Origin of the sequence: Inquilinus limosus MP06 (assembly GCF_000767795.1) — a bacterium.
GTDB lineage: Bacteria > Pseudomonadota > Alphaproteobacteria > DSM-16000 > Inquilinaceae > Inquilinus > Inquilinus limosus_E.
This window is the reverse complement of sequence record NZ_JANX01000122.1, coordinates 1-13,440: the sequence shown is the minus strand read 5'-3', so window position 1 is coordinate 13,440 and position 13,440 is coordinate 1. Positions and strand designations below refer to the sequence as shown.

Annotated in this window: 10 protein-coding genes and 2 pseudogenes; 4 read left to right on the top strand and 8 right to left on the bottom strand. The window is 68.7% G+C overall.

The annotated features are described in order from the left end of the window. Positions 1-160: 160 nt before the first annotated feature. The gene (locus P409_RS12300) at positions 161-1,174 is read right to left on the bottom strand and encodes a zinc-binding alcohol dehydrogenase family protein (RefSeq protein ID WP_034836369.1); all 1,014 of its coding nucleotides are present in this window, start codon (positions 1,172-1,174) and stop codon (positions 161-163) included. A gap of 115 nt (positions 1,175-1,289) precedes the next feature. Here P409_RS12300 and P409_RS12295 point away from each other — a divergent pair, with 115 nt between their 5' ends. Together P409_RS12295 and P409_RS12290 are read left to right on the top strand one after the other, a co-directional pair. Then, positions 1,290-2,171 carry a LysR family transcriptional regulator gene (locus P409_RS12295; protein ID WP_034836365.1) on the top strand — a complete coding sequence of 294 codons (882 nt, stop codon included), beginning with the start codon at positions 1,290-1,292 and terminating at the stop codon, positions 2,169-2,171. A gap of 265 nt (positions 2,172-2,436) precedes the next feature. After that, positions 2,437-3,396 carry a crotonase/enoyl-CoA hydratase family protein gene (locus tag P409_RS12290; RefSeq protein ID WP_052120466.1) on the top strand — a complete coding sequence of 320 codons (960 nt, stop codon included), beginning with the start codon at positions 2,437-2,439 and terminating at the stop codon, positions 3,394-3,396. A gap of 75 nt (positions 3,397-3,471) precedes the next feature. Here P409_RS12290 and P409_RS12285 read toward each other — a convergent pair whose 3' ends face one another. From P409_RS12285 to erpA, 7 genes and pseudogenes are all read right to left on the bottom strand, one after another. After that, positions 3,472-5,097, bottom strand: a complete 1,626-nt coding sequence (locus P409_RS12285) for a hybrid sensor histidine kinase/response regulator (RefSeq protein WP_052120463.1) — start codon at positions 5,095-5,097, stop codon at positions 3,472-3,474. A gap of 133 nt (positions 5,098-5,230) precedes the next feature. After that, positions 5,231-5,407 (bottom strand): annotated as a pseudogene (locus P409_RS41545) (histidine kinase dimerization/phospho-acceptor domain-containing protein); the annotation flags it as partial. 578 nt (positions 5,408-5,985) lie between these two features. After that, the gene (locus tag P409_RS12280) at positions 5,986-6,687 is read right to left on the bottom strand and encodes a histidine kinase dimerization/phospho-acceptor domain-containing protein (RefSeq protein ID WP_034836362.1); all 702 of its coding nucleotides are present in this window, start codon (positions 6,685-6,687) and stop codon (positions 5,986-5,988) included. 336 nt (positions 6,688-7,023) lie between these two features. Continuing rightward, positions 7,024-7,749 carry a sensor histidine kinase gene (locus P409_RS41210; protein WP_034836359.1) on the bottom strand — a complete coding sequence of 242 codons (726 nt, stop codon included), beginning with the start codon at positions 7,747-7,749 and terminating at the stop codon, positions 7,024-7,026. A gap of 165 nt (positions 7,750-7,914) precedes the next feature. Further along, positions 7,915-10,050 (bottom strand): EAL domain-containing response regulator, encoded by a 2,136-nt coding sequence (locus P409_RS12270; protein ID WP_034836354.1) that lies wholly within the window; start codon positions 10,048-10,050, stop codon positions 7,915-7,917. Between the two features lie 153 nt (positions 10,051-10,203). Further along, a complete protein-coding gene (xth, locus tag P409_RS12265; RefSeq protein ID WP_034836351.1) occupies positions 10,204-10,974 on the bottom strand; it encodes an exodeoxyribonuclease III in 771 nt (256 codons plus the stop codon). A 101-nt stretch (positions 10,975-11,075) separates the two neighbouring features. Further along, positions 11,076-11,417 carry an iron-sulfur cluster insertion protein ErpA gene (gene erpA / locus P409_RS12260; protein ID WP_034836348.1) on the bottom strand — a complete coding sequence of 114 codons (342 nt, stop codon included), beginning with the start codon at positions 11,415-11,417 and terminating at the stop codon, positions 11,076-11,078. 124 nt (positions 11,418-11,541) lie between these two features. Here erpA and P409_RS12255 point away from each other — a divergent pair, with 124 nt between their 5' ends. Together P409_RS12255 and P409_RS12250 are read left to right on the top strand one after the other, a co-directional pair. Then, positions 11,542-12,705 (top strand): deoxyguanosinetriphosphate triphosphohydrolase, encoded by a 1,164-nt coding sequence (locus tag P409_RS12255; RefSeq protein ID WP_034836345.1) that lies wholly within the window; start codon positions 11,542-11,544, stop codon positions 12,703-12,705. 418 nt (positions 12,706-13,123) lie between these two features. After that, a pseudogene (locus P409_RS12250) lies at positions 13,124-13,440 on the top strand (hypothetical protein); the annotation flags it as partial.

The window sequence follows — 13,440 nt, the reverse complement described above, 5'->3', positions numbered from 1 at the left end:
GAACCGTCATCGCGAGCGCAGCAAAGCAATCCAGGAGCGGCGCGCACCGGCCCCTGGATTGCTTCGTCGGCTTCGCCTCCGCAATGACGGTGAGGAACGTTCTGAAGATTTCCGCCGGGCGGGAGCGGCAACGCGATAGCCGCTCCCTCGTTCCTTCCGCCTAGAACCCCGCCAGCACCAGCTTCCCCACAGTCCTACCGTTCTCGATCAGTGCGTGCGCCTTCCGCAGATTGGCGGCGGTGATCGGACCCACCACCTCGCCCAGCGTGGTCTTCACGAGGCCGGCATCGACCAGCCCGGCCACCTCGGTCAGCAGCTTGTGCTGCTGCACCATGTCCGGCGTCCGGTGCATCGACCGGGCGAACATGAACTCGATATGCACCGCCCCGGCCTTGCCCTTGATCTTCATGATGTCCAGGGCCTCGGGGTCGTCGATGAAGCAGATCTCGCCCTGCGGCGCCAGCGCGGCGGCGATCTCATCCCAGTGCCTGTCGGTGTGGGTCAGCGACAGGATGTAGCGCACCTGCGGCCGGCCGATCCGCGCCAGCTCCGCCGCCAGCGGCTTCGTATGGTCGATCACGGCATCGGCGCCCAGCCCGGCGACCCAGGACTGGCTTTCCGGCCGCGAGGCGGTGCCGATCACGGTCAGGCCGGTCAGGCGCCGGGCCAGCTGCACCGCGATCGACCCGACCCCGCCGGCCGCGCCGACGATCAGGATCGCGTCGTCGGTCGGCGCCTTGCCGACCGGCAGGCGGAAGCGGTCGAACAGCGCCTCCCAGGCGGTGATCGCGGTCAGCGGCAGCGCCGCGGCCTGGGCGAAGGACAGGCTTTCCGGCTTGCGGCCGGCGATGCGCTCATCCACCAGCCCGTATTCGGCATTGGTGCCGGGCCGGGTCAGGTCGCCGGCGTAGTAGACCGCGTCGCCCGGCCGGAACAGGGTCACGGTCGCGCCGACCGCGGCCACGGTGCCGGCGGCGTCCCAGCCCAGGATCACCGGCGCCTCGGCGGTGCCCTGGCGGCGCATCCGCACCTTGGTGTCGACCGGGTTGACCGACACCGCCTCGATCCTCACCAGCAGGTCGTGCGGGCCCGGAACGGGCGTCGGCGTCTCGAACTCGACCAGCGACCGCTCATCCTCGATCGGCAGGCTGTCGACATAGCCGATGGCTTTCATGATCCTCATCTCCCGAAGGGTTCGCCCCAAGGCTTCGCGGTGAAGATGAGGCAGCGGCATCGATCGCGAAAATGAATAGTTGAGATTTCTGCAATCGCGATCCTTAATGGATGGAATGAGCCTGCCCGATCTCGACATCGACGCGCTGCGCGCCTTCACCGCCATCGTCGACGCCGGCGGATTCACCGCCGCGGGCGGCCGCCTCGGCCGCACCCAGTCGGCGGTCAGCGTCAAGATCAAGCGGCTGGAGGCGCAGCTAGGCCGCCAGCTGTTCGAGCGCACCAGCCGGTCGCTGGCCCTGACCCGCGACGGCGAGCTGCTGCTGGGCTATGCCCGGCGCCTCTTGGAGCTGAACGACGAGACGGTGCGGCGCTTTGCCGAGCCGGGAGCGGAGGGCGAGATCCGCCTGGGCATCGCCGAGTATTTCGTGCCGCAGCACCTGCCCGGGGTGCTGTCGCGCTTCGCCCGGGTGTACCCGCGCGTGCATATCGAGGTCCGGGTCGGCATGAGCAGCGGGCTGATCGACGCCTTCGACCGGCACGAGCTGGACCTGGTCATCGCCAAGCGGGACGACGGGGTGACCCGCGGCCGGGTGATCCATCGCGAGCGCCTGGCCTGGCTGCGCGCGCCGGGGCTGGAGCTGCCGCCGGGCGAGCCGCTGCCGCTGTGCGCCCTGCCGCCGCCCTGCGTGTTCCGCAGCCGGACGCTGGAGGCGCTGAAGGCGCGGGGGCAGGGCTGGCGGGTGCTGTACACCAGCGAGAGCGTGATGGGCGTGATCGCCGCCGCCCGTGCCGGCCTCGGCGTCGCCGTGACGGTCGAGAGCGCGCTGCCCGAGGATGTCGAGCGGCTGACGCCGGCGATGGGATTCCCCGATCTGGGCGAGGTCGAGCTGGCCGTGTTCGGCGAGGGCACGGGCCGGCGCGAGGTCAAGGCCACGCTGGTCGGCTTCATCGAGGACAGCCTGCGCCGTCTGCCGCCGGTCCGCACGGCAGCCTGATCGGATGGGCGCGGGCCTCCTACAGCCGGAGGTTTGGATTCTACCCCCAGGTGACAATGCGAACGAGGTTGCATACTGCTTTATGAGTATTGTTGTCGATATTGCCTTATAATTTTCGAAAATTCACTCTAACTCGGGCAAATAATGCGTCCCGAGTGGCCAAAGAAGATAGAATTGCACACAATGATCTGCCGCTCCGCAGAAGAAGACCTCCCGTGCCGACGAACAGGCTTGATGCGGGCGGCATCAACCGAAGGAGCACGAGATGAACCCCAGCATCGCCATTCCAGAACCCGCCCAGCCGCTGTCGCCGGTCTTCGGGCGTCCGTCCAACATTTCCAGGGAGCGGGAGCCCGCCCATATCGAGGTTGCCCGCAGCCACTACCGCAACCTGAAGGTCGAGCTCGACCCGGCCGACCGAACCTATTGGTGCTTCATGCAGCCGGAGGGGCGGCCGAGCTTCACGCCGGGGCTGTTGCAGGATATCACCGACATGCAGCTCTCGATCCAGCGCATGTTCGTCGAGCGGGCGGATGAGGAGCCGCCGGTCCGTTATTTCGTCTTCGCCTCGGGCCTGCCGGGCATCTACAGCATGGGCGGCGATCTGGGCCTGTTCATCGAGAAGATCCGGGTCGGGGACCGCGCCGCGCTGCGCCGCTACGCCCATGCCGCGATCGAGCCGATCTACCGCAACTACATCGCCTTCGGCGCCCCGATCATCACCATGGGCCTGGTCCAGGGCGATGCGCTGGGTGGCGGCTTCGAATGCGCCTTGTCGCTCGACATGATCGTGGCCGAGCGGAGCGCCAAGATGGGTCTGCCGGAGATCCTGTTCAACCTGTTTCCGGGCATGGGGGCGTACAGCTTCCTGTCCCGCCGCGTCGGCGCGGTGGTCACCGAGAAGATGATCACCAGCGGGCGGATCTACACTGCGGAGGAGCTGCACGAGATGGGCATCGTCGACGTGCTCGCCGAGGATGGCAAGGGCGCCGAGACGGTGCGCGAATACGTCGCCGAGCACGGGCGCAAATACAATGCGCATCGCGCCCTGATCCAGGCCCGACGTCGGGTCAACCCGATCACGCTGGGCGAATTGCGGGACGTGGTCGACATCTGGGCCGACGCCTGCCTCGGCCTAGGTGAATCCGACCTACGCAAGATGGCGCGCCTGACCGCGGCGCAGGATCGTCGGCGTGCCGCGATCATGCCGATCGCGGCAGAGTGACGTCAGATCTCGTGATCCGAGGGGCAGCTGAGGCGACGGGCAGGGGAGCCGGTCGCCTCATTTTCCCGGCCCTGGTCAGACGTTCCGCGCCGGCCGGGCCGCAGCGCCGCGCCGCCGCAGCAGGATCGGGCGCAGGCGCTCCATTTCGGCCGCCAGACGCCGCAGATAGGTCTGGCCGTTGCGGGCGAGATCCGCCTCGCTGATGCCCTGCCAGTCCTGGCAGAGATCGGACAGGCCGCGCGCGCCGATGTTCGCAGTGGCGCTGCGCAGGGCATGGGCGTTTGCCCGGAACAGCACGGCGTCGCCTTTCTGCACCGAGATCCTCATATCCTCGGCGATCGTCTCGATATCCGCCAGGAAATCGCCGATCAGCTCCACCAGGAACTCGTTGCCACCCAGCGCTTCCAGGCGATCGATGACGCGCATGTCGACGGCGGCGGGGCCGGCCTGCGGCAGCGTCGTGACGTTGTCCGGCAGCGGTTGCGGCACCGGGGCGACATCAACCCCCAGTACATCGTCGATCGCGGCGAACAGCTGCTCCGGCTCGATCGGCTTGGTCAGGCAGGCGTCCATGCCGGCCTCGGTGCAGCGCTCCGCGACACCCGGGGTAGCATCGGCGGTCAGGGCGATGATCGGCACATGCGGCCGGTCCAGCGCGGTGAAGCGGAACAGCTTCGTGGCCTCGATGCCGTTCATCACCGGCATGTTGATGTCCATCAGGACGACGTCGAAGGTCGTCACGTCGAGCGCGTCGAGAGCCTCTTCGCCATTCGCTGCCAGTTGGACCTGATGGCCGGCTCGCACCAGGATCTCGCGCAGGACCTTCTGGTTGATGCGGTTGTCGTCCGCGACCAGGACGGACAGGCTGCGCCCCGTCGCGGGGTCGCTGTGGACGGAAGCGGGCTTCGGCTTGCCCTGCGGGCGCCCGGCCCGCGCGATGCGCAGGGCGGCGCCGACGGCGCGGGCATCCGACGTCGCGGGAATCGCGGTGACGAAGACCTCGGCCAGGTCGCGCGGTATCTCCTCCCCCGCGGCGGGATCGGCGAGCAGGATCGGGCGTACGGCCGATGCCGAGCGGATCGCGGCAAGAACCGGCGCTCGCCGGACCGGATCGCCCGGCAGCGCGGCCCTATCCACGACCAGGACTGCGGCCGCTTCGGCGGATCGCAGGGGCCCCCAGGCCAGCATGGCGTCGACCGAGCCGAAAGTCTCGACCGTGCTGGCGGCCGGCGTCAGCAGCGGCATCAGCCGACCGATCAGCGCCGCGTCCGCGGCGACGATGCCGAGATTGGGGACCGGCTCGATGGCGGGCTGCGGCCCGGCTTCGGCCGCCCGGTCGAAGGCCAGCGTGAACCAGAAGGTGCTGCCGACGCCCGGCGTGCTGTCGACGCCGATCTCGCCGCCGAGCAGGGTGACCAGCCGTCTGCAGATGGCCAGGCCCAGCCCGGTGCCGCCGAACCGGTCCATGATCGAGGCGTCGGCCTGCCGGAAGCTTTCGAAGATATGGGCGGAGGCCTCCGGCGCGATGCCGATCCCGGTGTCGGAGACCTCGAAGCGCAGCGGCGTGCGGTCGCCGGCTTCCGCCATGGGTCGGACCACGATCACCACGCTGCCGGCCTCGGTGAATTTGACCGCGTTGCCGAGCAGGTTGAGGACGATCTCCTTGAGATGCCGTTCGCTGCCTCGCAGCCGCAGCGGCACGCGATGGTCGATGTGGATGGCGAGGCGGCAGGTCCTTGGCTTTCGCCTCGGTCAGGACCATCGCCCGCATCTCCGCCAGCACCGACGGCAGGTCGAAATCGGCGACCTGCACTGTCATCTGTCCGGCTTCGATTCGGGAGAAGTCGAGGATATCGTTGATCAGTGTCAGCAGCTGCTGGCCGGCCGAGATGACGGTCTGAGTCATCTCCTGCTGCGACGGGTTCAGCCTGGTATCGCGCAGCAGCGACCCCATGCCGATGATGGCGGTCAGCGGCGTCCGCAGCTCGTGGCTGACGCTGGCGAGGAACATGCTTTTCGCCTGGCTCGCCTCCTCGGCCTGCTGCTTGGCCCGAGACAGCTTGCGGATCAGCGTGGCGGCGTAGGCCGGCAGCAGCACCATGCCGCCCAGCAGGCCGGCCGACAGGGCTCCGTGCTCGCGCCAGAACCCGGTCGTCGCCACGACCGCGCCGAACGAGGCCAGGCCCCCCGCGGTGGCGATCGCGAGGAATCCGATGCCGAAGCGGAAGCCGTTGCCGAAGATGACCCAGAGATAGATCGGGAACAGGATCGTCGTGGCCTCGCCGCCGATCTGCATCTCCCAGAACATGGCGCCGAAATCGACCAGGATGGCGATGATCCGGCGGGGGCGGCACACCGTCGGATGCACGGCGATATGGCACAGGATGGCGATATTGGACGCGATGTAGCCGGCGAGGACGGCGACCGCCTCCAGGTCGTAATGCCCGGTCACCAGGACATAGGCCAAGATGGCCAGGGCGAAGACGATGCCGTTGAGCCGCATCTCGTGCTCGCTGTCCGGTCGGTTCCGGAAGCGCTGCACGATGCGTCCGGCCAGGGACACGGGCCTCGTCTGTGGTGGGTTGCCGGTCATCGATCGCCACTGCGTCCGGGGCGTCCCGGGCCGGCGCCCTCGGGCAGGTCCTCGATCAGCTTCAGCAGTCTCTGGCCGGCCGACACCATCCGCCGCGCCATCTCCTGCTGCGCGGGGCTCAGCCTGGTGTCCTGCAGCACCGATCCGGTGCCGATGATGGCGGTCAGCGGCGTCCGCAACTCGTGGCTCATGCCGGCCAGCAGGACGCCCTTCTCGCGGTCCTCCGCCTCGGCCTTGTGCTTGTCCCGAGACAGCCTGCGGATCAGGGGCATGGCGCCGAGCGGTACCAGCTGCATCGCGCCGAACAGGCCGGCGGTCAGGGCGGCGTGCGCGCTCCAGAACGGCGTCGTCGCCGACACGGCGCCGAACGAGGCGAGGCCGGCGGCCGTGGCCAGGGCCAGGAAGCCGAGCCCGAATCGGAATCCGTTGCCAAGGATGACCCAGACGTAGAGCGGGAACAGAATGGCCGTGGTCTCGCCGCCGATATGCATGACGCAGGACAAGGCGGTGACATCGCTGACGATGGAGAAGATCCTCCGCGGCCGGCAGATGCCCGGATACCGTAGGATATGGCCGAGCACGGCGAGGTTGATGGCGAGATAGGCTGGCGGGACGGCGAGGATGAGCCGGTCGCCGCCGCTCGTCGCCAGCAGATAGATCAGGATCGCGGTGCCGAAGCCCAGAGCGTTGAACCGCATTTCATGCTCGCTGTCCGGACGGGCCCGGAGGCACCGCACGATGCGCGCGATCAGGGATTTTGGTCCCACTTGCGGCTTTCTATCGGTCATCCCCAAAAACCACTCCAGCCCGACGGCGCCGTCTTGCCGGCAGGGACCATACCGAACACCGGGCGGGATGGCAAAAGACCTGCCGGCCGGCCGGCCGATCCCCGGGACGTCTCTTCCGCTGGTCGTTCGATATCAATCTGAGGAAATGAAACCTCTGAACCTCGTCACAGATCGCCTTGCGGAGTCCTTGAGCCGTCGGTGATTTTCCTCTCCTTCTGCGGTCGCGTCCAGGCCAGATTGGCCGCGCTATGCCCGATCGGCATCCGATCCGCGGCCGGGCGAGCGGGAATCGGGGCTCCCGGCCCCCGAGGCGGCGGAGATGTCGTCGGCCAGAGTCAGCAGGCGCTGGCCCGCCGACACCACCTTCCGCGTCATCTCGCGCTGCGCCGGATCGAGCCTGGTGTCCTGCAGCACCGATCCGGAGCCGAGGATGGCGGTCAGCGGCGTGCGCAGCTCATGCCCGACATTGGCCAGGAGGACGGCTTTCTCGCGGCTGGCCGTCTCGGCCTGCCGCTTGGCCCGCGATAGCCCGCGGATCAACGGTGCTGCGGCGAGCGCGACCAGGCACAGCCCGCCCAGCAGTCCCGCCGAAAGCGACGGCTGCGACCGCCAGAACGGCGTCGCGGCGATGACCGTGCCGAAGGCCATGAGGCCTCCCGCTGTCGCCGCGACGAGATAGCGGATACCGAAGCGGAAGCCGTTGCCGAGAATGATCCAGATGAAAAGGGGGAACAGGAAGGCCGTGCCCTCCCCCCGGATCAGCATTTCGCTCAGCACCACGGTGAAGTCGCCGATCATGGCGATGCTCCGGCGCGTGTGGCTGGACTGCGGCCGGAGCAGGATGTGGGCGAAGATCAGCAGGCAGAAGCCGGTATAGCCGATATAGACGGCCAGCTCTCCGGCGGCGAACTGGCCGCTGGCGGCCAGGTAGATTGCGGTCAGGGTCGACAGGCCGGTGCCGTTGAACCGCATCTCGTGCTCGCTGTCCGGACGGGTCCGGAGGCACTGCGCGATGCGCCCGGGCCAGGATCCCGGCCTCGCCTGTTCTCTCTTTTCGGTCATCCGCGCAAGCACTCCGTCCCGGCGGCACGACCGTGCCGGCCGGGCAAACCGAACCGTCAAACCCTGATCGAGGCGCTATGAAACCCGTCGATCCGCAGGCCAGCCGCGCACGAAATCCCGCAGCTGGTCGTCCGGCATCGGCCTGGCGAAGTGAAATCCCTGAACCTCATCGCAACCCAGCATGCGGACCGTCTCGAGCTGCTCGGGAGTTTCCACCCCTTCGGCGGTGACGTCCAGGCCGAGATCATGGCCGAGATTGGTGATCGCCCGCACGATAGCCGCATCCCCCGGGCTGGTCTCCAGGTTGCGGATGAAGCTGCGGTCGATCTTCAGCCGGTTGACCGGGAAGATCTTGAGGTAATTCAGCGAGGAATAGCCGGTGCCGAAATCATCGATGGCGAAGCGGACGCCGAGGCCGCGCAACTCCTGGATCTTGCTGGCCGCCGATTCCGCGTTCTGCATCAGCACGCCCTCGGTCAGCTCCAGCTCCAGCGCCGAGGCCGCGAGGCCGCTGTCCTCCAGCGTCTGCCGGATCAGCCGCCCGATATCCTGCTTGCGGAACTGCAGCGAGGTCAGGTTGACGCCGACGCGCAGCGCCAGCCCGTCGCGGGCCCAGGCCGCGGCCTGCATGCAGGCCTCGCGCAGCGCCCAGGTGTTCATGGCGATGATCAGCCCGGTCTCCTCCGCCGCCGGCAGGAATTGCGCCGGCAGCAGCAGGCCGCGGGTCGGGTGCTGCCAGCGCATCAGCGCCTCGGCGGCGACGATCCGGCCGCTGTGCAGGTCGACCTGCGGCTGGTAGTGCAGCACGAACTGGTCGGCCTCGACCGCCGCCCGCAGCTCGGTCTCCAACACCACCGCGTCCTGGATGCTGGCGTTCAGCTCGGTGGCGAAGAAGCGGTACTCGCCCGGCCCGTCGGCCTTGGCCCGGTACATGGCGAGATCGGCGTTGCGGAACAGCTGGTCGGGATCGTTCCCGTCGCGGGGATGCAAGGTGATGCCGATGCTCGCGGTCAGCGACACGGTGCTGTCGTTGCGGATGTGCGGCCGGGCGATCTCCTGCAGGATCTGCGCCGCCGCCGCGGCCGCGTCCTCGCCGCGAGCCAGGCCGAACTGCAGCACCGCGAACTCGTCGCCGCCCAGCCGGGCGACGATGTCTCCCGGCCGCGCCGTCAGGCTCAGCCGCCGCGCCACCTCCTGCAGGATCTGGTCGCCGAAATGGTGGCCCAGCGCGTCGTTGATCGACTTGAAGCGGTCGAGGTCCAGGAAGTGCAGGGCGAAGGGCGCGTCGGGGTCGCGGCCCAGGATCCGGCGGATGCGGTTCAGGAGATGCACCCGGTTGGGCAGGTCGGTCAGCGCGTCGTGGTTGGCCAGGTGGTGCAGATGCTCCTCGGCCAGCTTGCGGTCGGTGATGTCGAGCGCCGTGGTCAGCACGCTCTCGACCTGGTTCGCGGCGTCCCGCAGCGGCGCCTTGCTGGTCAGGAACACCTGGCGCACGCCGCTGCGCTCGACCACCTCCTCATAGCTCGGCAGCGGCTCACCGGAGGCGAAGACCAGCTGGTCCATCTGCCGGCTGCGCGCGCCACGCTCCGCCCCGAACACGGCGGCGACGTCCTCGCCGACCAGCGCGGCGGTGGTCGAGCCGCTGATCGCCGCCTGATAGGCGTTGACGAAGACGCAGCGGCCGTCGCGGTCGGCGGCGCTGATCATCGCCGGCAGCGTGTCGATCACCTGGGCCAGCGCGTCGCGGCTGCTGCGCAGCGCCTCCTCCTGGCTGCGCCGGGTGCGCTCCAGCTCGCGCTCCAGCGTCGCGGCGCGGCGCTTGACCCGCTGCTGCTGGCGACGGAGCCGCAGCAGGTTGCGGGCCCGGGTCACGAACTCGTGATGGTCGACCGGGCTCTGCAGGAAATCGGTGGCGCCGGCCTCCAGCGCCTGCAGCCGGAAGCTGCGGTCGTCATAGGCGGTGATGACGATCACCGGCACGTCGGCGACATGCGGGTTGCCGCGCAGCCGGCGGGTGAACTCCGCGCCGTCCAGGTTCGGCATCTTGTAGTCGGCGATCACCAGGTCCGGTGTGTGGCCCGCCAGCCAGTCCAGCGCCTCCAGCGGGTCGCCGAACGCCTGCACCGTCACCTGGCTTTCGAGCGAGGCGGCGAGCCTGGAGAAGATGTTCCGGTTGGTGGGCCGGTCATCCAAGATGACGACGAGCGACATTCCTGCTTCAGAACTCCCTGTCGTCCGCGGCGCCTGCCGGCAGGGCGGCGCCTGGGTGGTATGGCCCACCCATACTATATGCGGGGTTTTCGCCGCATTATGAGGGAATTCGTATGATCACCGGACCGGATTCATCGGGTCCGGTGATTTCGCCTACTCCGAAATGGTCGCGACCACCGGCGTATGGTCCGAAGCCTTGTCGCGGCCGCGCGGCTCGCGGTCGATGATGCAGGTTTCGAGCCGGTCGGCCAGCTCGGGGCTGGCCAGGAGATGGTCGATGCGGATGCCGTTGTCGGCCTGCCAGGCCTGGCCCTGATAGTCCCAGAAGCTGTAGCCGGTCGCGGTCGGGTTCAGCGCCCGCCACGAATCGGTCAGGCCGAGATGGGTCAGCGCCCGGTAGCGACGCCGCGTTTCCAGCAGGAACAGCGCATCGCCCACCCAGGCATGCGGGTCGGCGGCGTCGCGCTCCTCGGGGATGACGTTGAAGTCGCCGCCCATGACGAAGGGCCGGCCCGCGGCCAGCAGCGTCCCGGCCCGGCGGTGCAGCCGGTCCATCCAGGCCAGCTTGTAGTCGTATTTCTCGGTGCCGGCCGGGTTGCCGTTCGGCAGGTACAGGCCGCAGACCCGGACGCCCTTGACCGTGCCCTCGACATAGCGAGCCTGGACATCGCCGCCGTCGCCCTCCAGCCCGGTCATCGGATCCTCGATCGGGTGCTTCGAAATCAGGGCGACGCCGTTATAGCTCTTCTGGCCGTGCACCAGCAGCCGGTAGCCCAGCGCCTCGAACTCGAAGCGCGGGAAGGCCTCGGTCTCGCATTTGATCTCCTGCAGCACCGCCACGTCGGGCTCGGCGCTGCGCAGCCAGTCCAGCACGTTCGACAGCCGGGCCTTGACCGAATTGACGTTCCAGGTGGCGATGCGCATGCCTCAGCCCTCCGCCCCGGGAACCGGCAGGCGATGGGGCAGGGTGGGGCGCATGGCTGTCCTCCGGGGCTAGGCCCTCCGACTCCGGCGGGCAAGGCCGCTCAGATTGCGAAGGAAGTGCCGCAGCCGCAAGAGGAGGAGGCGTTCGGGTTCTTCACCTGGAAGGACGCGCCGATCAGTTCCTCGACATAGTCGATCTCGGCGCCGGCCAGGAGGTCCAGCGACATGTCGTCGACCACCACGGTCACGTCGTCGCGCCGGAAGGTCAGGTCGTCGTCCTTGACCGTGTCGTCGAAGCTGAAGCCGTACTGAAAGCCGGAGCAGCCGCCGCCGGAGACGGCGATGCGCAGCATCAGCGCCTCGTTGTGCTCGGCCTTCCGCAACTCGGCGATCCGCCGGGCGGCGCTTTCGGTCAGGCTCAGGATGCGGCCATCGTCGGGCATGACAGATCCATCGGTCAAAACGGTCGGTCGAAACCGGTCCCCTCCAATGTAGGCAGCCGGACGCCGTCTGCAAAGCACCCGCCGCGATTGCCAGCCCCGCGCAGGGTGGCTAGCTTGGCCTGCGATGACCGCTGCTTACGCCACCGATCCGGACCGCAGCCGCGGCCGGCTTCATGCCGAGCCGGACAGCGGCATGCGCTCGCCCTTCCAGCGCGACCGCGACCGCATCGTTCATTCCTCGGCCTTCCGCAAGCTGCAGTACAAGACCCAGGTCTTCATCTATCACGAGGGCGACTACTACCGGACCCGGCTGACCCACACGCTCGAGGTGGCGCAGATCGCCCGCACCGCCTGCCGGGCGCTGGGGCTGGACGAGGATCTGGGCGAGGCGGTGGCGCTGGCGCACGACCTGGGCCACACCCCCTTCGGCCATGCCGGCGAGGATGCGCTGCATGCCGCCATGGCCGGCCATGGCGGCTTCCACCACAACGACCAGACGCTGCGCATCCTGACGGCGCTGGAGCGGCGCTACGCCGATTTCGACGGGCTGAACCTGACCTGGGAGACGCTGGAGGGCGTGGTCAAGCACAACGGTCCGCTGCTGCCGCTGCCGCCGGGCGGGGCGCTGCCGGCGACGATCGACGCCTTCCGCGCCGCCTGGGACCTCGACCTCGCCTCCCAGCCGGGGCCGGAGGCACAGGTGGCGGCGCTGGCCGACGACATCGCCTATACCAACCACGACATCGACGACGCGGTCCGGGCCGGCCTCTTGGATGTCGATGCGCTGCGCCGCCTGCCGCTGGTCGGACCGGTGCTGGCCGAGGTCGAGGCACGCCATCCCGGCCTGCCGCGCCGCCGGCTGATCCACGAGACCGTGCGACGGGTGATCGACCAGATGGTCACCGACCTGCTGGCGGAATCGCGCCGCCGGCTGGCGGAGCTGGCGCCCGCCTCGGTCGAGGCGATCCGGGCGGCGCCGCTGCCGGTGATCGCCTTCTCCGACCCGGTCGCGGCCGATCTCGGCGTCGTGCGCAGCTTCATGTTCCGCGAGGTCTATCGGCACTATCTGGTCAACCGCGAGACCAGCAAGGCGCGCCGCGTGGTGCGCGATCTGTTCGGCCTGTTCACGGCCGAGCCGAACACCCTGCCGACCGACTGGCGCCGCCAGGCCGAGGCGGCGGGCCCGGCCGGCCTGCCGCGGCTGGTGGCGGACTACATCGCCGGCATGACCGACCGCTACGCCCTGCTGGAGCACCAGCGGCTGTTCGTGCTGGACAGGCCGATCTGACCGCTTCGGCTCGCTTTCCGAGGCCTGTTTCATAGCACCCGCCCTGCGCCGTCATTGCGAGGAGGCGAAGTCGACGAAGCAATCCAGGGGCCGGTGCGAGCGGCCCCTGGATTGCTTCGCTGTGCTCGCAATGACGGTGTTTGGAACTCTGAAGGGCTCCATCCTCGGTGGGATTGCAGCCGGGGCTTGACCCCAGCCGCGGGAGATGGCAACGCCTTCCGGGTTGCCCGGGACTGTGCGGCGATAGGGGACGGTCGTTCCCGCGAGATTGATTCATCGCTGAATCAATTTCTTATCGCCCGATTCTCCGATTCGGGTTACGATTCCGAATCAGTCGGGGGATAGTATGGTCGACACCGCCACGCAACTGCGACTCGAACCGGACGGACAGTGGGTGGAAGCACCGTCGGCGCTGCCCATGACGGCCGGCCCCCTGCATGCTTCCCCGCTTCATGCGACGGTCCAGCTCCGGCAGGCTCCGGCCTCGCCGCCCTGGCGCATCATCGTCACGGCCGGGGTGATCCTGGTCGTGGTCATCCTGTTCGCCGGCATCCTGATCTCGACCTACACCTCCAGCGGCTCGGTGACGATGGAGGGCGGGGTGCCGATCATCCGCGCCGACCGTACCGAGTTCCGCACCCGGCCGGAGCAGCCGGGCGGCATCGACATCCCGAACCAGGACCGGCTGGTGCTGCAGGATCTCGGCCGCAAGCAGGCGCCGACCACGGTCGCCAC

What these genes read in the sequence shown, in the direction of transcription:
- P409_RS12300 (WP_034836369.1), bottom strand. Translation starts at nt 1,174, where the DNA reads ATGAAAGCCATCGGCTATGTCGACAGCCTGCCGATCGAGGATGAGCGG.
- P409_RS12295 (WP_034836365.1), top strand. Translation starts at nt 1,290, where the DNA reads ATGAGCCTGCCCGATCTCGACATCGACGCGCTGCGCGCCTTCACCGCC.
- P409_RS12290 (WP_052120466.1), top strand. Translation starts at nt 2,437, where the DNA reads ATGAACCCCAGCATCGCCATTCCAGAACCCGCCCAGCCGCTGTCGCCG.
- P409_RS12280 (WP_034836362.1), bottom strand. Translation starts at nt 6,687, where the DNA reads ATGCGGTTCAACGCTCTGGGCTTCGGCACCGCGATCCTGATCTATCTG.
- P409_RS41210 (WP_034836359.1), bottom strand. Translation starts at nt 7,749, where the DNA reads ATGCGGTTCAACGGCACCGGCCTGTCGACCCTGACCGCAATCTACCTG.
- P409_RS12270 (WP_034836354.1), bottom strand. Translation starts at nt 10,050, where the DNA reads ATGTCGCTCGTCGTCATCTTGGATGACCGGCCCACCAACCGGAACATC.
- xth (WP_034836351.1), bottom strand. Translation starts at nt 10,974, where the DNA reads ATGCGCATCGCCACCTGGAACGTCAATTCGGTCAAGGCCCGGCTGTCG.
- erpA (WP_034836348.1), bottom strand. Translation starts at nt 11,417, where the DNA reads ATGCCCGACGATGGCCGCATCCTGAGCCTGACCGAAAGCGCCGCCCGG.
- P409_RS12255 (WP_034836345.1), top strand. Translation starts at nt 11,542, where the DNA reads ATGACCGCTGCTTACGCCACCGATCCGGACCGCAGCCGCGGCCGGCTT.